Annotated in this window: 12 protein-coding genes and 1 pseudogene; 5 read left to right on the top strand and 8 right to left on the bottom strand. The window is 68.6% G+C overall.

Annotation, left to right across the window (positions count from 1 at the left end; translation table 11 throughout):
• The first annotated feature begins 55 nt into the window (after positions 1-55).
• On the top strand, positions 56-1,138 hold the full coding sequence (locus JGU66_27590; protein MBJ6764550.1) for an alpha/beta hydrolase: 1,083 nt from the start codon (positions 56-58) through the stop codon (positions 1,136-1,138).
• Between the two features lie 113 nt (positions 1,139-1,251).
• Here JGU66_27590 and JGU66_27585 read toward each other — a convergent pair whose 3' ends face one another.
• From JGU66_27585 to JGU66_27550, 8 genes are all read right to left on the bottom strand, one after another.
• On the bottom strand, positions 1,252-3,735 hold the full coding sequence (locus JGU66_27585) for a cation-transporting P-type ATPase (GenBank protein MBJ6764549.1): 2,484 nt from the start codon (positions 3,733-3,735) through the stop codon (positions 1,252-1,254).
• Between the two features lie 123 nt (positions 3,736-3,858).
• Positions 3,859-4,137 carry a hypothetical protein gene (locus tag JGU66_27580; protein ID MBJ6764548.1) on the bottom strand — a complete coding sequence of 93 codons (279 nt, stop codon included), beginning with the start codon at positions 4,135-4,137 and terminating at the stop codon, positions 3,859-3,861.
• A gap of 287 nt (positions 4,138-4,424) precedes the next feature.
• Positions 4,425-4,895, bottom strand: coding sequence for a hemerythrin domain-containing protein (locus tag JGU66_27575; protein ID MBJ6764547.1), 471 nt, complete (start codon positions 4,893-4,895; stop codon positions 4,425-4,427).
• 61 nt (positions 4,896-4,956) lie between these two features.
• Positions 4,957-6,510 (bottom strand): M4 family metallopeptidase, encoded by a 1,554-nt coding sequence (locus JGU66_27570; protein MBJ6764546.1) that lies wholly within the window; start codon positions 6,508-6,510, stop codon positions 4,957-4,959.
• Positions 6,511-6,642: 132 nt separating this feature from the next.
• On the bottom strand, positions 6,643-7,740 hold the full coding sequence (locus tag JGU66_27565) for a serine hydrolase (protein ID MBJ6764545.1): 1,098 nt from the start codon (positions 7,738-7,740) through the stop codon (positions 6,643-6,645).
• Between the two features lie 134 nt (positions 7,741-7,874).
• On the bottom strand, positions 7,875-8,525 hold the full coding sequence (locus tag JGU66_27560; GenBank protein ID MBJ6764544.1) for a hypothetical protein: 651 nt from the start codon (positions 8,523-8,525) through the stop codon (positions 7,875-7,877).
• Between the two features lie 145 nt (positions 8,526-8,670).
• On the bottom strand, positions 8,671-10,515 hold the full coding sequence (locus JGU66_27555; GenBank protein MBJ6764543.1) for a glycoside hydrolase family 15 protein: 1,845 nt from the start codon (positions 10,513-10,515) through the stop codon (positions 8,671-8,673).
• Positions 10,412-11,050 (bottom strand): hypothetical protein, encoded by a 639-nt coding sequence (locus tag JGU66_27550; GenBank protein ID MBJ6764542.1) that lies wholly within the window; start codon positions 11,048-11,050, stop codon positions 10,412-10,414. Before JGU66_27550 ends, JGU66_27555 begins: the two co-directional genes overlap by 104 nt.
• A gap of 184 nt (positions 11,051-11,234) precedes the next feature.
• On the opposite strand from JGU66_27550, the gene JGU66_27545 reads away from it, so the two are divergent.
• From JGU66_27545 to JGU66_27530, 4 genes and pseudogenes are all read left to right on the top strand, one after another.
• Positions 11,235-11,687, top strand: a complete 453-nt coding sequence (locus JGU66_27545; GenBank protein MBJ6764541.1) for a cupredoxin domain-containing protein — start codon at positions 11,235-11,237, stop codon at positions 11,685-11,687.
• Positions 11,688-11,851: 164 nt separating this feature from the next.
• Positions 11,852-13,285 (top strand): TolC family protein, encoded by a 1,434-nt coding sequence (locus tag JGU66_27540; GenBank protein ID MBJ6764540.1) that lies wholly within the window; start codon positions 11,852-11,854, stop codon positions 13,283-13,285.
• 13 nt (positions 13,286-13,298) lie between these two features.
• Positions 13,299-14,726, top strand: a complete 1,428-nt coding sequence (locus JGU66_27535) for an efflux RND transporter periplasmic adaptor subunit (GenBank protein ID MBJ6764539.1) — start codon at positions 13,299-13,301, stop codon at positions 14,724-14,726.
• Between the two features lie 3 nt (positions 14,727-14,729).
• Positions 14,730-17,993: pseudogene (locus JGU66_27530) on the top strand (efflux RND transporter permease subunit).
• Positions 17,994-18,068 lie beyond the last annotated feature (75 nt).

Below are 18,068 nucleotides of genomic sequence, written 5' to 3'. Positions count from 1 at the left end.
GGTCAGGGTGAGAAGAGCATCGTGGTTACCGGTGGCGGCGCTGCTCCTCCTGGGCATGCAGGTTCAGGCGGAGGAGGCGCCAGGCCCTCATGACCGAGCCGAAGCAGTCAAGATCATCGCGGACCTGCGCAAGGTCGTGGCGCCCGAGGGGACGGAGCGCACCGAGAAGATTCGCATTGGAGGCATCGACCAATGGGTCTCGGTCCGCAGTCGAGATCTGCGCAACCCCGTGCTGCTCGTCCTGCATGGTGGCCCCGGCTGGGTCGCGATGCCGACGAGCTGGTACGTCACGCATGGCTGGGATGAGTTCTTCACGGTCGTCCAGTGGGACCAGCGCGGCGCGGGCAAGACGTATGTCGCGAATGATCCCGCCACGGTCACCCCCACCATCACCCTCGAGCGGATGCACGCCGATGCCGAGGAAGTCGCCCAATGGGCACGCACGACCTTCGGCAAGCAGAAGATCTTCGTCCTGGGCCACAGCTGGGGAAGCATCCTCGGACTCACCCTCGCGGAGAAGCACCCCGAATGGCTCCACGCCTATATCGGCGTCGGACAGGCCGTTGACGCGGCGGAGAGCGAACGGCGCGGCTGGGCCTGGTCGATGGAGCAGGCGCGCGCGACGAAGAACGAAGAGGCGATCCGCGACCTCAACGCGATCGCGCCCTATGGCGTGAGCAAGGAGCCCATCCCGATGAAGGACATCGGGCTCCAGCGGCGATGGCTCAACTTCTTCGGGGGCGCCGCCTACCGGCGTCTCGATGCGAGCTTCGAGGGTGCGGCGTCGGCGCTGTCGCCCGAGTACACCGATGAGGATCTCCGCCAGATGTGGAAGGCGGAAGAGCTCTCGGTCGAGAAGCTCCTTCCCGCCATCCTGACGGCGGACCTGTCGCGCGTGAAGCGGCTGAAGACTCCGCTGCTCCTGTTGCTGGGCCGCCACGACCGCAATGTCTCGGCGACGGTTGCCGCTGAATGGTTCGCGGGCGTCAAGGCTCCGTCGAAGCGGCTCATCTGGTTCGAGCAGTCAGCGCACGAGGTGATGGCCGAGGAGCCCGGCAAGGTGCTGCTCTCCCTCGTGCGTGACGCCCGTCCCTTCGCCGAGCGCGCTGGCGATGTCGCGCCCGCTGGCGCGAAGTAGCACGCGCCGCGCAGAGCCCCGGGTCCTGGGGCTCACGCGAACGGACTCCAGCCCGCTGCGCCCGAGCAAGACTGAGCTACGGGTGCGCGGCCAGCACGGCGGAGGCGGTGCCCTCAGGCATGACCGATGAGGGCCACACGACGCCGAGCAAGGAGCAGCGGCACCAGGGCAACCATCACGACAAGAAGCACACGCGCCCAATCATCCCCATGCAGCGGGTGCAGCCCCAACACGGTGGCCAGGGGGCGCAGTTGAATGAGCAGGACGGATATCCCCAGGGACAGGCCGCAAATCCACCGGGCGGAGCGGGTACGCCACCCGGTAAGGACCGCCGCGAAGCAGGCGCTCGCGAGCGTGAGGGTCGCGAGCGCCACCGCGCGTCCATGGGCCACATCGCGACCGTCGCCCAGGCTCTGGACATATCCCCAGACCAGCCCCACCGACACCAGCCCGCCCACACACGTGATGAGGGCCCAGATTCCCGCGGAGAAGACACGCGCGCCGCCTTGAACACGCGGGGGCCCCAGCCGCCCCGGATGCGCCGCCTGCTGGAAGGCCAGCATCGCCGTGGGGTGGATGATGAGCTCCAACCACACGATGTGGATGGGCAGATACAGCAAAGGATACCCCGCCAGGGGAAGCAGCGCCGCGGTGAAGACGAGCGGGATGTGGATGAGCAGCAAATACATGAAGCAGCGCTGGAGATTGAGGAAGAGCTGCCGACCCTCCGCAATGGCTCGCACCAGCGTGCCGAAGTCGTCATCGAGCAAGACAATGCAGGCCGCCTCCCGCGCGCCGCGTGTCCCCCGCTCTCCCATGGCGATGCCCACGTCCGCGGCCTGGAGCGCCGGGATGTCATTCACCCCATCTCCCGTGGCCGCGACCACCTCGCCATCCCGGCGCAAGGCCCGCACCAGCGCATACTTCTGAATCGGTAGCGCGCGGGCCACGACATCCACCGCCAGCGGCGCGCTCGAGTCGTGCAGTCGGGCCTCCAACTCGTCGCCCGTGAGGACGACGGGCCGCTCGCCGCCAAGCCCCAAGCGCCGCGCCACCGTCAACGCCGTCTCCGGATGGTCTCCCGTCACCATCACCGTGCGCAGGCCCGCGTCCCTGCATTCGCGAACCGCCTCCTCCACCCCGCCGCGCACCGGGTCCTCGCAGGCCACAAGCCCCAGGAAGTCGAATCCCTGCTCCGGCTCGCCGCCGCGCCAGGACGCAAGGCCCAGGGTCTGGCTCGCGCACGCGATGACCTTGCGGCCCTCGTGGGCAAGCTCCGACACCCGCCGACGCCATGCCTCGCGGACTTCGGTTTCGAGCACACACTGGACCAGGATTCGCTCGGGCGCCCCTTTCACGACGATGAGCAGTTCCTCTTGCCCTTCTTTCACCACGGCCGTCTCGCGCTGGCGCTCCTCGGTGAAGGGGAAGGTCGCGACAGCCCGCCCCCTGGGGACGGGGATCGCGGCGCGCTCGACTTCGGCGAGCAGCGCGGCATCGAGCGGATCCCTCCCTTCTTCGCGCGACGCCAGGGCCGCGGCGCGCAGCAGGACATCCCTGGAGGTGCCCGGAGCGGGAAGCACGTGGGCCACGCTCAGGCGCCCCTCCGTCAAGGTGCCCGTCTTGTCCGAGCAGATGCACGTGACTCTTCCGATGTTCTCCACCGAGACAGCCCGCTGGACCAGGGCCTGCCTGCGGGCCAGCCGGTAGACTCCCGCGCCCAGGAAGAAGGTGAGCGCCAGGGGAAACTCCTCGGGCAGCGCGGCCACCCCCAGCGTGGCGGCACTCAGCAGCGCGTCCGTCCATCCAAAGCCTTGCCGCCAGCGAACGAAGGCGAGCACCCCGCACAGTCCCGCGGCCACCACCACCAAGACCGCGACCAGATGCGCCACGGCGTGCTGGAGCGGCGTGCGGGCCTGCTCACCTCGGGACACCGAGCGCACGATGCTCCCGTAGAGCGTTTCGGCCCCCGTGAAGAGGACTCGCACCCACGCGGTACCGGTCAGCACGCGCGTTCCCGCCAGCCCCCAGTGCCGCCCATCCACCGACGGCTCATCGCCCGGTGGCAGGTGTCGGAGGGGCCGCTTGCCCGCCGGCAGGGACTCCCCGGTCAGAGAGGACTCCTCGGCCTGGAGGCCCTCGCCACGAACCACCAGACCGTCCGCGGGGAAGTACGCGCCGGCCTCCACGCGGACGAGGTCCCCCACCACCACCTCCTCGGCGGGCACCTCGACTTCCTGCCCGTCTCGCAGCACGAAGGCCCGTGCCGCCAACCGGCTTTGCAGTCCCTCCGTGGAGGCCTGCGTCCGGTGATGCAGGAAGGCATCCATCCCGAGCAGCGGGACGATGGCCCCGAGCAGGACCCATCCCTCCGAGAGCCGACCGAGGATGAGGTAGAGCACGCTCATTCCCACCAGGAACCAGAGCATCGGATCCGTCGCCGCCTCGCGCAGCGTCTGGAGGAAGGAGTGGCGCGAGCGCACCAGCACGTCATTGCGCCCGTAACGGGAGCGCCGCTCCACGACGTCCCAAGAGGCAAGGCCTTGGGACTCATCCCAGGAGGTCGGCAGGCGTTGACGAGGAATGGGAAGCCGCATGTCAGGCCCCTGGCACCGCCGCGTGGACTCGCGCGGCCTTCTGGTGTCGTCGCGTCGAGAGAACCGACGCGCGCCGCCCACCGATCGCTCGCGGGCAAGGACGCCCACTCGGGGGCAACGGGCTCATGGCGGGGGCGGGGGCGCGGACAGCGGGCCCGCAGAGAAGTGAAGCGCCACGCCCACCGCGCGCCCGACGATGGCCACGGAGACGCCGAGGCTGCCATCGTCGTGGGAATCCGGCAGCGCGTCGCCGTGCGCCACGCTGACTCGGACCCGCGGCCCTGGCTCCGCGGCCCCCGAGGCAATGCGGAGGTACCGTCCAAGGAGCAGGCCGCGAATGGCTTGCTCGGCCGTCACCCCGCAGTCCGCGTATCGCTCCCGCCCCTCCTCGGTTCCATCCATGCCTTTGCGTTAAGCATGGCGCGCGACGCTGGCGCAGTCCGCCAGGCACACGCGGCTTGCGGTGGGCAGCGCTCTTCCTCGGGGATGGAGCGAACGGCCTCCACGCGAGAGGGCGCGTCCCACCACGCGACAGCCCAACGACAAGGCCGCCGAAAGGCAGTCCTCCCGCGAGCGCCCCGGCCCAGGCCCATCCAGGCGCCTCGCCGCGATTCACGTCGCGCAATCACTCGAGGCGGCGCAGGCCCTTCACGCACGACAAGCACCTCCCCCCGGCGTGAGGGCACCGCTCACTGCGGAGTGAACTGGGACAGGTCATGAATCCCCAGGGTTCGCTCGAGCCGAGCCACCTCCCTGAGCGCGCGCTCGAAGCCCTGGCTCCCCAGGAGCCGATGCTCCTCTTCCTCGAAGCGCTCGCCGAGTTCGTCGACCTGCTTCGCCGCGAAGAGGGAGTGGAAGGCGGGAAAGAGCACGGTGTCCTCGCGCGCGGCGTGCGCCTGGTACATGCGGGTGAACCGGGTGAGCTGCCGCGCGACCTGGGCTCGCGGGGCCGACTGCGTGAGCGCGTCACGCTCGGCCGCGGTGGCCAGGAAGGCCTCGGTCAGCTTGCGTCCGGCCGCGTGCTGCGCGAGCAGCACCTGGACGAGTTCCTCCTGCTGGCCCGCCTTCACCAGCCGAGGGAGCACCTGCGTAGCCCGCACCGCGTGCGAGCCCCCCGTGCAGGACGCACGACGCTCCGGAGCCAGGGCATTGAACGACAAACACGCCACCCCAGCGTGAGCCGGGATGGCGTGTCGTCCACTCTTGAATGTGTCGAGGCGCCTAGTTCACGCTGACTGCCGACCAGGCCGCGGCCACGGCGCTGTACTGGGTGCTGCTCGCGCCATAGAGGTCCGTCGCCGCCTTGAGCGTGGCGACCCGAGCGCCCGCGTAGTTCGTCGACGACGTCATGTAGACGGTGAGCGCGCGGTACCAGATCTTCCCCGCGGCATCCCGGCCAATGCCAGCCACCGTCGAGCCATTGCAGGTGGGGCTCGCCGGGTTCCCATTGGAGCCTTCCGCCAACAGGTAGAAGAAGTGGTTGGCCACGCCGCTGGAGTAGTGCACGTCGAGCGAGCCCACGCTGCTGGACCAGCAATCCGCGGAGCGCCCGTCAATCGACGGCTTGTACATGTAGCGCAGCGCGTCCCCAGCGGTGGACGGGGTGAAGATTTCCTCGCCAATGAGGTAGTCGCCCGGGTCCGCCGGGTTGTTGGCGTAGAACTCCACCAGCGTGCCGAAGATGTCGCTGGTCGCCTCGTTGAGGCCGCCGGACTCACCCGAGTAGGTGAGGTTGGCGGTGCGGCTCGTCACGCCGTGCGTCATCTCATGCCCCGCGACGTCGAGTGCCGTCAGCGGGGTGAAGGTGCTGCCATCCCCATCGCCGTACGTCATGCAGAAGCAGCTGTCGGACCAGAAGGCATTGTTGTAGCGGCGGCTGTAGTGCACCCGGCTGTAGCCGGTGTTGCCCGCGCCATCGATGCCGTTCCGGCCATGCACCGTGGAGTAGTAGTCGTACGTGAGCTGCTGGCCGACGTGGGCATCCACCGCGGCCGACGCGGCGTCGGACGTGGTGCCATTCCCCCAGACATTGTCAGCGTCGGTGAAGACAGAGCCACCGTTCGTCTTGTTGTTCAGGTTGAGGGTGTAGAAGCCATTGCCGCGCGTCACGTCGCGCATCTCGAAGCCGCTCGCCACGGAGTTGGTGCTGATACCCACCGAGCCCAGGTAGAGGGACTTGCCAGTCCCAGACGCGGCGGTCGTGTGGACCGCGTCCCAGCTCCCGCGAAGGGCTCCCGTCTGCGCATCCACCAGGACGTGCAGCTCGATGGGCGTCCCATCCGCCTGGAACCCTTCCAGGACGGCCTCGTAGGCGAGTGCTCCCGTGCCTTCTCGCGCATCCACGACAAGCTCGGCGCTGCCCGCGCCCACTCGCTGGCCCGTGAAGGCCTTCTCCGCGAGGACGACCGCGCCCGGAGCATCAAACAGCGGCTTCACCGCCAGCCCCTTGAGACTCCGTGCGTTGCCGGAGACTTCTCGCAGCAGCCCATCCGCGCCGTGGTGGGCCACGACGTCTCCACCCAGGACGCGCAGGCCCTTGTAACGCTTGTCGAAGCGCACGTGCTGCGAGCCGGTGTCATCGACGATGACCGAGCGCGCCACCAGCTCTTCCGTGCTGTCCGTCTGCGACCGCAGGCTTTGCTGGGCCTGCGTCACGGCAGTCGCGCCCTCCTGAGCGGGATCCACCTCGCGCGACGAGGTAACCGGCGACGGACTTGAGCCACCACATCCAATGAGCCCTACCGCAGCCAGGGATGCCAACAGCTTGCGAGCCATGTGCGCACTCCTCTTTCCAGTGACGCCGATGAAATCCGGCGATACAGCAGAAACTGGACTCGCGAGGAATTTCCCCGGCCACACGCACTTCTCGTATTTCAAGATTTTACAACTCGAGGAAAGGATGGCGGCTCAGTCATGGGTGACGGGCCGCTCGAAGCCCAGCGCCGCGGGCAGCACATACCGGCCGAACAACTCCAGCGGCAGCGCGGAGCCCGCGTCGTTGTAATGGCTGGCGGTGAAGGCCGCGGTGAGCTTCAGCGAGGGCGCGACCAGGACGTACTGGCCGCCATTGCCTCGCGCGAAGGCCACATCCACGGGACTGCCCTGGATGACGAAGCGCGTGCTCCACCACAGGAGGCCATGGTTCGCGTCGCCCAGCGGGCCGAGCGCCTTGGTGGACTCGGACACCCAGGCTTCGGAGACGAGGCGTTGTCCTCGCCAGGTTCCACCCTCGACGACGACTTGCCCCAGCTTGAGGAAGTCGCGTGGACGCAGCCGCAGGTGGCCCCCCGTATCCGTGCCCGTTCGGCCCGCGGGCTGCCAGGTGAAGTCCTGAACCGCCATCGGCTCGAACAACCACTCGCGCGAGAGGTCCGAGATGGACCGACCGCTGACGTGTTCGAGGACCGCGCCCAGCAACACCGCGCCGCCCGTGCAGTAGCGCGTCACGGTGCCCGGCTCGTCGCGCATGGGCACGTCGACGATGAAGCGCACCCAGTCTCGGGTGTCGTACATCTTCTCCTCGTTCCCGGGGGACTTCGCATCCCAGTCGTCACAGGAGAGGCCGGAGCGCATCTGGAGCAGGTGCCTCAAGGTGATGCGCTCCTTGCGCGCATCGACGTTCTGGATGGGGGCGAGGTGAGCGAGGAGCGGCAGCACGGGAGCGTCCAGGTCCGGGAGCAGGCCGCGCTCATGCGCCATGCCCACCAGCAAGGACGTGACGCTCTTGGTGGCGGACCGCAGGTCGTGCGCGTCCTCCCGTTTGAAGCCATTCCAGTAGCGCTCGTAGAGGAGCTTGCCGTCCCGAGCGACCAGCACGGAGTCCGGCTCCGCCACCGTGCCCTCCGACACATCGTGCTCCAACGCATCGAACCAGGAACGCGGGATGGCCGCGTCCTCGAAGGACGCCACGGCCCAGCCGTCATCGAGCACATCCGGAGGAGAACCCGGCCCCGTGGGGACTCGCTTCCCGCCGCACGCCGCGACCACCACCAGCAACAACGCCATTCGCTGAAGCACACTGCACCGCCATCAATCCGGCCCAGGAAACGCCAGCGTAGCCTCGAGCGAGGCGCAAGGCATCAACGCCGAGAAGGCATGCGGTGCAGCCCGACAGAGCGGGCACGAGGCCTCCCGCAGTGTCACTCCTTCGTCGGAGTGGCAGCGGGGACAGCAGGCGCGCCCAGGTCCAACGAGAGGCCGCCGAAGAGCGCGTTCACGCCGCCCACGCGCGCGAACTTGATGAACGGCCCCATCGACACCACTTCGCCCAACGACAACTGGAGGCCCACGGCGCTGTCCAGTCCGAAGCCGCGAGAGCTGAGCTGTGCATTGAGGTCACACCAGACGTTCCGCAGGAGGTTGTCCCCGGGAGGGCTCTCGTACAAGTGGGCACGCGCGCCCAACCCTCCGCCCCAGACCCATCCCTTGTTCAACAAGGAGGTATCCGAGAACCGGTGGCTGAAGACCTCCACCTGGATGGACACGGGGGTGTGCTCCAGCCACGCGTCCGAGCCGATGGCGCCCAGGCTCAGCAGCCACATCACCATCTTGCCCACCATCAGCATTCGCGTGGTGAACAGGGGGAAGTCTGCCTTCAGCGCGAGTCCCCACCCCATCCGCGAGCCCGGCCCTTCCGTGCCCAGAAACCCACCCGCGGACGGCTCCAGGTGCAGGTGAACCTCCGTGGCCCAGGTGCTCTCGGTCCCCGGCGGCGCCGCGGTGATGGGCTCAAGCTCGAGCTGCACGCCCGTGGACTTGGGCTCCTCCGCGTGCACCGAGGAGGCGGCCATGCCCAAACACAACACCCCCAAGCGGAGCCACCCCACGGCGCCTGCGGACGAGATGAACGAGCGAAGGCGGTCAGGTGCGTGGCGCATTCACCGGACTCTAATCCCGCCCCGGTGGAATGTCTGCCTGACCTACAACCCAGACATCTCAGTGCAGGCTCGCAGCGGCCATCGCGGCGAACGACACGTCGCGACCTGCCCGCTTGGCCTCGAGCAACACGGCGCTGTTGATGAGCCCGACATGCGAGAACGCCTGTGGGAAGTTGCCCAACTGGCGCCGCAGCCCGGGGTGGTATTCCTCGGCGAGCAGCCCAAGGTCGTTCCGGATGGCGACGAGGCGCTGGAACAAGGCCTCGGCCTCATCGAGGCGGCCCGCCATGATGTAGTTGTCGACGAGCCAGAAGCTGCAGATGAGGAACGTGGCCTCATCACCTGCCAGACCATCCACGCCCGTCCCGGTCGAGTAGCGCTCCACGAAGCCATCCTGGGTGAGGCCCTTCTCGATGGCGGCGACGGTGCCCAGCATCCGCGGGTCATCCGCGGGCAGGAAGCCCATGTGCGGAATCAAAAGCACGCTCGCGTCGAGCGCGTCCGAGCCATAGGACTGCGTGAAGGCACCCACGCGCTCGCTGTAGCCACGCGCCAGGATGTCGGCGCGGATCTCCTCACGCAGCGCGCGCCAGCGATACAGACACTTCTTCACCGGCTCCGGCGCGTTGGCGCCGAACTGCTCGACGAACCGCACGCCTCGGTCCACCGCCACCCACGCCATCAGCTTCGAGTGCGTGAAGTGCAGATGGCTCTGGCTGCGAATCTCCCAGATGCCCTCGTCGGGGCGCTGCCAGCTCTTCTCCACGAAGTCGACCACCACCTTCAGCGTGTCCCAGGGGAGAGAGCCCTCCTCCGGCACTCCGTAGATGCGCGCCTCGTACATGGCATTCAGCGTCTCGCCATAGACGTCGAGCTGGAATTGATCGTACGCGGCATTCCCGATGCGCACCGGCTGGGACTCCTCGTAGCCAGGCAGCCAGGGCAGCTTGACCTCGGTGAGGCGGTGCTCTCCCGCGACGCCGTACATGATTTGCGCCTCGGCCGGAGCACCCGCCACGGCGCGCAGCAACCATTCGCGCCAGGCCCTCGCCTCGTCCAGGTACCCGCCGCGCATCAGCGCCTCGAGCGTGAGCGACGCATCGCGAAGCCAGCAGTAGCGATAGTCCCAGTTCCGCACGCCGCCGAGCTCTTCGGGGAGCGACGTGGTCGGTGCCGCGACGATGCCACCAGTCGGCTCAAAGGTGAGCGCCTTCAAGGTGATGAGCGAGCGCACCACGGCGTCGCGATGAGGGCCCGCGTATCGACACCGGCTCGCCCATTCGCGCCAGAACTGCTCGGTCCGCGCCAGGTCTCGCTCCGCATCCACCTCGTGCTCCGGCGCGGGCTTGTGCGACTCGAAGTACGTCAGCGAGCAGGGAAGACGTTCGCCCGCGCGAACGACGAAGTCCGCCTCCAGCCGAGCCGACTCCCAGTCCGGTTCGAGCGGGACGGGGCTGAGGTAGACGAGCGCGTCCGGCCCCGAGGTCAGGGTGGCGCGGCGGCCGTTGCACCGGATCCACGGCGTCAGCTTGCCGTAGGCGAAGCGCACCCGAAGGTCCGCATGCATCGGGACCTCGCCTTCGAGTCCCTCGATGATGCGGATGATGTCGTGCTCAACCTCCCCCGGAGGCATGAAGTCGATGATGCGCGCCCGGCCGCCATCACAGGTGACCTCGGTCTCCAGCACCAGCGTCTCCGGCCGGTAGCGTTGCCGGACGGACCGGACCGCCACCGCGGGCCGGACGCTCCAGTAGCCGTGTGCGTTGGTGCCGAGCAGCCTGGCGAAGCAGGCACCGGAGTCAATGCGCGGCAAGCACATCCAGTCGATGGAGCCGCTCCGGGAGACCAATGCCACGGTCGTCAGGTCGCCGATGAGGCCGTAGTGCTCGAGGGGGGAGGACATGGCTGGAAGTTGGGATGTGATGCGGGGACACGCAACCGTGCCACCCCAGCGCGCTCACGCAGGTCGTCCCCCCCGACGCCAGCTCGATGACCTGCTGGATGCCACCGTGTCCCGTGATGATCGCGGGCGCTTCCTGGATGGAGACCCGATCCGTGATGAGGGTGCGCACGCTCCGCGGGAACAGGAACATCGCCTGCCCGAGTTCACGGAGCGCCAGCTCGTAGGCACTCCGGCTCGCGTTCACCGTCCCAAGGAGCAACTGATTCCTCAACACGATGTTGCGCATCAGGGTGTCTGTATCCACGGGGTTCGGGCCGCCGTTCGCGGGCATGCCCGTGACGAGGAAGAGCCCATGGGGCCCCTCGCCATCGAGGGCCTCGATGGCGAGGCGCTGGCGTACACGGACTCGGTGGTGAGTGAGTCCGTGCGCGCCCTCGGAGCGGCACCCCGAGGAGCGGCCCGGGGCTCCCGCCTGCCCCACCCCTCGGGGCCCGAGGAGAAGTCCTCGCGCGGCGCCTGGAGCCGAGGCCGCCACACGTTCCGCCTGTGATTGAGCCGGTTACACCGAAACCGGTTCGGGCACTCCTGGCACGCGCCGCGTTCCCGCAACCTCGCGGGAACAGGCACGTTCGGGCCTCGGCACGCGGCGTGCTCTAGCGACCGGCACGCACTGGATGCCGGCCGTCGCAAGGGCATCCCCACCCTGGGAGCACCCGCCGATGAAGACACACCTGATGGGAGTCCTGGCCGCCCTGCCCCTGATTGTCGCGGCCCCCGCGCTCGCCTGTGAGGAGCACGCCGCGCCGAGCGCCCCCGCGAGCCAGGGCGAGCACGGCGCGCATTCCGCGCATGGCACCACGGCCCCGACCAAGAAGCCCGCCACCTCGGCCCCCACCAGCAAGAGCGGCGTGCACACGGTGGAACTCACGGTGACGCCCAAGGGCTTCGAGCCCGCGAACGTGAAGGTGAAGGCGGGGCAGCCGGTGCGCCTCGTCGTCACGCGCAAGACAGACAAGACGTGCGCCACGGAGATTGTCGTGGCCGACCTGGGCATCAACCAGCCGCTCCCCTTGGACACACCGGTGACGGTGGAGTTCACCCCGAGCGAGTCGGGCACGCTGCGCTACGCCTGCGCGATGGATCACATCAGCGGGCTCGTCACCATCCAGTGATTCCGCCGCACGGTGGCGTGGGCCTCGCGTGAGGCCTCGCCACGGTTGGGATGGCGTCGCGCTACGCGCTCTGTCGCTCTGATTCCCCTCCAGGCTCCGCAATCCCTCTCTGACGTGCCCCCATGCTCCAGCCCGTTCCCCTCCCTACGCGGAGACCCGACGCCATGAGGCGCGTGGCCCTCCTGCTGGCGCTGCTCTCGCCGATGGCGGCGCTGGCCCAGGACCACGCAGGCACGCCGGCCACGCAGACGATTGCGGTGCCCACGGTGTCGACGGACGCGACGCTCGCGCAACTCCTCACGGAGGCGCTCGAAGCGCGCCCGGAGCTGCGACAGGTCGAGGCCCAAGCCCAAGCAGCCCAGGAGCGCATTCCCCAGGCGGGAGCGCTGCCGGATCCGGTGCTCCAGTTGGGCATCCAGAACGACGGGTTTGGCGAGCTGATGATTGGCAAGATGGAGGGCAGCTACTACAGCATCATGGCCTCTCAGGGCGTGCCCTTCCCTGGCAAGCGCGCGCTGCGGACCGAGGTCGCACGACTCGGGGCCGCGGTCGTGTCGGCGCAGGTCTCGCGCACGCGGCTCACCATCGAAGCCGAAGTGCGCCGGACCTACCTGGACCTGCTGATGACGCGCGAGCGGCTCGGGCTGCTGGACCGACTCGACGCGCTCTGGAAGCAATCCGCCGACCTGGCCCGCATCCGGTATGAAACGGGTGACGGCGCGCAGTCCGACCTCCTTCGCGCGCAGCTCGAACTCAATCGGATCCGTCAGCGCCGCGTGGCCTTGACGGCCGAAGAGCGCACCCGCGTGGAGACCTTGAATCGGTTGAGCGGCCGGCCCCTCGAGGACGCCCTGCCCACCACCACGCGCGTGCGAGACCTCGGCGTCCCGGAGCTGGGCGACGTCACCTCCGCGGAGAAGGACGCGCTGGCGCGCAGCCCCGAGCTGGCGGGCGGGCGCACGTCGATTGCGCAGGCACAGAAGCAGGTGGCGCTGGCGCGACGGGAGAAGCTGCCCGACTTCACGGTGAGCGCCGGCGTCATGCCTCGCGGCGGAGACTTCCCTCCGATGTGGCAGGCCAATGTCGGCATCACCCTGCCCGTCTTCGCCGGAAGCAAACAGAACCGCGCGGTGGCGGAGAGCCGCGCCCAGGCAGAGGCCACCACCCGTGCGACGGAGACCGTGGAGCAGGTGCTTCGGCTTCGGGTGCGGGAGCGCCACACCGCGATGACCGCACTGCGCGAGACGGTGACGCTCTACCGGAATGGACTCTTGATGCAGTCGGCCGCGACCGCCGAGAGCACCCTGACGCAGTACCGCGTCGGGCGTGCCTCCTTCGCGTCGGTGTTGGAGGCCAACAGCGGCATCCTCCGCGACGAAGAAGACTTCCTGCGCACGCTCATCGAAGCCCAGCGCATCGCCATCGCCCAGACCGAAGTGAGCCTGGAGCCCGTCGCCTCCATCGCCGCAGGCGCGGTGGGGTCAGGCGGGATGCCCGGCGCGGGCAGTGCTCCGGCGGCCGCTGCTGGCGGCGCCGCGGCGTCGAGCGGTGCCCCCGGTGCCGCGCCGTCCTCCTCTTCTTCCATGTCCGGAATGTAGCTCCGAGGTCCGAATGTCTCCCGTGACTCCCACACCTCCCTCTCCGGCCTCCTCCCGCCGCCGCTTCGGAGCGGTCGCGCTCGCCTCGACGGCGCTGGTCAGCGCGGTCCTCGGCGGTGGCGCCGCGCACCTGCTGTCCCATGGGGATGCGGCGCACGACGCCCACGCGACGGCCTCCACCTCCACCGTCCCTACGAACGACGCCAAGCCAGCGGCCCCCCAATACACGTGCGCGATGCACCCGAGCATCGTGCAAGAGCATCCGGGCAAGTGCCCCATCTGCGGCATGGACCTGGTGGCGATGACGCCCACACCCACTTCGCCGGGCGACTCGGGTGGATCCACCGTGGACGGCCTCTCCTCCGTCACCATCGACCCTTCGCGCCAGCAGCTCATCGGCTTGCGCACCGCCCCGGTGACCGAGGGCAGGGTGGGAGGAACGTGGCGGACCAATGGCCGCGTGGCCCAGGACGAGACGCGCGTGCGCCGCGTCAACATGAAGGTGCCCGCCTTCGTCGAGCGCGTGTATGCGGACTTCACGGGCAAGGCCGTGCGCCAGGGCGAGCCCCTCTTCTCCGTGTACAGCCCGGAGCTGCTCGCGGCCCAAGAGGAGTACCTCCTGGCGCTGCGCACCCGCGAGGCCTTGAGCCAGGCCGGCGGCATGGCGACGGACGGCGAAGCACTGGTGAGCGCGGCGCGGCGCAAGCTCCAGCTCTGGGATGTGCCCCAGGCCGCGCTGGAGCGGCTCGCGAAGTCGGGAGAATCCACTCGCACGCTCACCCTCGTGTCGCCCATCTCCGGAGTCATCACGCGGAAGGACATCGTGGAGGGCGCGAGGCTGGAGCTGGGTGCCACACCCTATGAGATTGTCGACCTGTCGCGCGTCTGGGTGCTCGCGGATGTGTATGAGAATGAGCTGCGCCACGTGAAGGTGGGCATGCCCGCCACGCTGCAGCTCAAGGCCTTCCCCAACCGGGTGTTCGCGGGGAAGGTGGCCTTCCTGGCGCCGGTGCTCGACCCGGCCACGCGCACGGTCAAGGTCCGTCTGGAGTTCCCCAACCCCGACGGCGACCTGCGCCCCGAGATGTTCGGCGAGGTGGTGCTCCGAGGCACCCCGCGCGAGGCGCTGAAGATTCCCTCGGACGCGGTGGTCCCCACGGGCACCACCCAGGTCGTCTTCGTGGCGCTCGGCGACGGGCGCTTCCAGCCGCGCGAGGTCCGACTGGGTGAGTCGGATGGCACGAACATCGAGGTCACCTCGGGATTGAAGGCGGGTGACTCGGTCGTCACCGGCGCCAACTTCCTCATCGACTCCGAGTCGCGCCTGCGTGCGTCCTTGACCGCGCTGGCGGCCTCTGCCGCGAACACCGCGGCGACGCCTCCGCCCTCGCCCCCGCCAGCGAGCGCGCCCCACACGGCCTCCAGCCACGGAGACCTCTGAGCCATGATTCGAGCCATCATCCGCTTCTCCGCGGAGAACAAGTACCTGGTCATCGCGGCCACCGTGGTGGCGCTCTTCGGCGCGTGGTGGACGATGCGGAACATGCCGCTCGACGCGCTGCCGGACCTGTCCGACACGCAGGTCATCGTCTACGGCCGGTGGGACCGCAGTCCCGACATCATCGAGGACCAGGTCACCTACCCCATCACCACCGCGCTCTTGGGCGCGCCCAAGGTGAAGGCGGTGCGTGGCTTCAGCGACTTCGGCTTCAGCTACGTGTACGTCATCTTCGAGGACGGCACGGACATGTATTGGGCCCGCACGCGGGTGCTCGAATACCTGTCGAAGATAACGCCGCAGCTTCCCTCGGACGTGAAGGTGGAGCTGGGCCCGGACGCCAGCAGCGTGGGCTGGGTGTTCCAGTACGCGCTCGTGGACAAGAGCGGCAAGCACCGGCTGGACGAGCTGCGCTCCTATCAAGACTGGTTCCTGCGCTACCAACTCCAGAGCGTGCCCGGAGTCTCGGAAGTGGCCACCGTGGGCGGGCAGGTGCGCCAGTACCAGGTGATGGTCAATCCCAACGCGCTCGCCAGCTATGGACTGTCATTGGACGCGGTGGTGCGCGCGGTCCGCCAAGGCAACAACGACGTGGGCGGGCGGCTCGTGGAGCTGGCCGGACGCGAGTACATGGTTCGCGGTCGTGGCTATGTGAAGAAGGTCGAGGACCTCGAGCGGCTCGTCCTCAAGTCCTCGGGCGGCACCACGGTCTCCATCAAGGACGTGGCCAGCGTGACGCTGGGCCCCGAGCTGCGCCGAGGCGTGGCCGACCTGGACGGCGAGGGAGACGCGGTGGGCGGCATCGTGGTGATGCGCCAGGGAGAGAACGCCCTCAACGTCATCGAGCGCGTCGAAGCCAGGCTCGCCGAACTCAAGCCCTCTCTGCCGGAGGGCGTGGAGGTCATCACCACCTACGACCGCTCGGACCTCATCGAGCGCGCCGTGGACACGGTGTCCTTCAAGCTGGTGGAGGAGATCCTCATCGTCTCCCTCATCATCCTCATCTTCCTGTGGCACATCCCGTCCGCCATCGTGCCCATCGTCACCATCCCGGTGTCGGTGGCCCTGGCCTTCATCCCCATGTACCTGATGGGGCTGAACGCCAACCTCATGTCGCTGGCCGGCATCGCCATCTCCATCGGCGTGCTCGTGGACGGCGCCATCGTCGAGGTGGAGAACGCGTACAACAAAATCCACCACTGGATGAAGGACGGGAAGACGGGCGACTTCCATCAGGTGCGTCTGGAAGCGCTGCTGGAAGTGGGGCCGGGCGTCTTCTTCAGCCTGCTCGTCATCGCCGTGGCCTTCATGCCCATCTTCACGCTGGTGGACCAGGAGGGCCGGCTCTTCCGCCCGCTGGCGTATTCGAAGAACCTGGCCATGGCCATCGCCGCGCTGCTGGCGATTACGCTCGACCCCGCCATGCGGATGCTCTTCGCCCGCGTGGAGCCCTACCGCTTCCGTCCGAAGTTCCTCGCGTGGGCCGCCACGCAGGCGCTGGTGGGCAAGTACTACTCGGAGGAGCGGCACCCCATCAGCCGGCTGATGCACCGGCTCTATGACAGGCCTTGCCGCTTCGTGGTGCGCCACGCCAAGGCCACGCTCGCGGTCAGCGCGCTGTTGGTGGCGACCACTGTCCCCGTGTACCTGCACCTGGGCAGCGAGTTCATGCCCCCGCTCAACGAGGGCACCCTGCTCTACATGCCCTCGGCGGTGGAGCCCGGCATGTCCGTCACCGAGGCGCAGCGGGTGCTGCAGGTCCAGGACAAGCTGCTGATGAAGTTCCCCGAGGTGGAGCGCGTCTTCGGCAAGGCGGGCCGCGCCAACACGTCCACGGACCCCGCGCCGTTCACCATGATGGAGACCACGGTGCTGCTGCGCCCGGAGTCCGAGTGGCGCGAGGTCCCCCGTTGGTACAGCGGCTGGGCGCCCTCCTGGATGAAGGGACTGCTGCGCCCCTTCTGGAGGGACCGCATCACCCAGGCGCAGCTCGAGTCGGAGATGAACGCCGCGCTCCAACTGCCGGGCATCTCCAACGCGTGGACCATGCCCATCAAGGGCCGGCTGGACATGCTGAGCACCGGCATCCGCACGCCCGTGGGCATCAAGATCATGGGCGCCGACCTCACCACCGTGGAGCGGTTTGCCCGCGAGACGGAAGCCGCGGTGTCCAAGGTGGAGGGCACCCGCAGCGCGTTCGCCGAGCGCGTCGCGGGCGGCTACTTCCTCGACTTCGTCCTCAAGCGCGACGAACTGGCCCGCTACGGCCTGAGCGTGGACGACGCGAACATGATGGTGATGACGGCGGTGGGCGGCGACAACCAGTCCACCACCGTGGAGGGCCGTGAGCGCTACGGCATCAACGTGCGCTACGCCCGCGACTACCGCGAGGACCTCCAGGCCCTGAAGCGCGTGCTGCTGCCACTGCCCGGTGGACAAGGCCAGATCCCCATGGAGGCCATCGCGGACGTGGTGCTCGCCCATGGCCCGTCCATGATTCGCAACGAGAACGGCATGCTCACGGGCTACGTCTACGTGGACTTCGACACGTCGAAGTACGACGTGGGCGGCTTCGTGGAGCGCGCCAAGGTGGCGGTGGCCGCGAGCGTGCAGGTGCCCACGGGCTACTCCATGGCGTGGAGCGGGCAGTACGAGAACATGCTGCGCGTCCGAGAGCGGCTCCAGGTCGTCATCCCGCTCACGCTCGTGCTCATCTTCGGGCTCCTGTACATGAACACGAAGTCGGCCTTCAAAGCGGGCCTCGTGATGCTCGCGGTGCCCTTCTCCGCCATCGGCGCGGTGTGGCTCCTCTGGGCGCTCGACTACAACGTCTCCATCGCGGTGTGGGTGGGCATGATTGCGCTCATGGGCCTGGACGCGGAGACGGGCGCCTTCATGTTGCTCTTCCTCGACCTCTCTCATGACGAGGCGAAGCAGCGCGGGAGGCTGCGCACCGAGGGAGACCTGGTGGAGGCCATCATCCACGGGGCCGTGAAGCGCGTGCGCCCCAAGGCGATGACCGTCCTCGCGGCGATGCTCGGCCTGCTCCCCATCATGTGGTCCACCGGCACGGGCGCGGACGTGATGAAGCGCATCGCGGCGCCGATGCTCGGAGGACTGCTGACCAGCTTCCTGCTGGAGCTGCTCGTCTACCCGGCGGTCTACTTCCTGTGGAAGCGCCATGAGGTCGTGCCGGGCCCGGCCACTCCCGAGGCGCCCCAGGCGCATCCGGGCGACTCGCTCGTGCCCATCGGGGTGAGCGCGCCTGGGGATGCCCTGCTGAGT

It is taken from the genome of Myxococcaceae bacterium JPH2, assembly GCA_016458225.1.
Lineage (GTDB): Bacteria > Myxococcota > Myxococcia > Myxococcales > Myxococcaceae > Citreicoccus.
This window is presented reverse-complemented; position numbering and strand designations above follow the sequence as displayed.

What these genes read in the sequence shown, in the direction of transcription:
- JGU66_27590 (MBJ6764550.1), top strand. Translation starts at nt 56, where the DNA reads ATGCAGGTTCAGGCGGAGGAGGCGCCAGGCCCTCATGACCGAGCCGAA.
- JGU66_27585 (MBJ6764549.1), bottom strand. Translation starts at nt 3,735, where the DNA reads ATGCGGCTTCCCATTCCTCGTCAACGCCTGCCGACCTCCTGGGATGAG.
- JGU66_27580 (MBJ6764548.1), bottom strand. Translation starts at nt 4,137, where the DNA reads ATGGATGGAACCGAGGAGGGGCGGGAGCGATACGCGGACTGCGGGGTG.
- JGU66_27570 (MBJ6764546.1), bottom strand. Translation starts at nt 6,510, where the DNA reads ATGGCTCGCAAGCTGTTGGCATCCCTGGCTGCGGTAGGGCTCATTGGA.
- JGU66_27565 (MBJ6764545.1), bottom strand. Translation starts at nt 7,740, where the DNA reads ATGGCGTTGTTGCTGGTGGTGGTCGCGGCGTGCGGCGGGAAGCGAGTC.
- JGU66_27560 (MBJ6764544.1), bottom strand. Translation starts at nt 8,525, where the DNA reads ATGGCCGCCTCCTCGGTGCACGCGGAGGAGCCCAAGTCCACGGGCGTG.
- JGU66_27555 (MBJ6764543.1), bottom strand. Translation starts at nt 10,515, where the DNA reads ATGTCCTCCCCCCTCGAGCACTACGGCCTCATCGGCGACCTGACGACC.
- JGU66_27545 (MBJ6764541.1), top strand. Translation starts at nt 11,235, where the DNA reads ATGAAGACACACCTGATGGGAGTCCTGGCCGCCCTGCCCCTGATTGTC.
- JGU66_27540 (MBJ6764540.1), top strand. Translation starts at nt 11,852, where the DNA reads ATGAGGCGCGTGGCCCTCCTGCTGGCGCTGCTCTCGCCGATGGCGGCG.
- JGU66_27535 (MBJ6764539.1), top strand. Translation starts at nt 13,299, where the DNA reads ATGTCTCCCGTGACTCCCACACCTCCCTCTCCGGCCTCCTCCCGCCGC.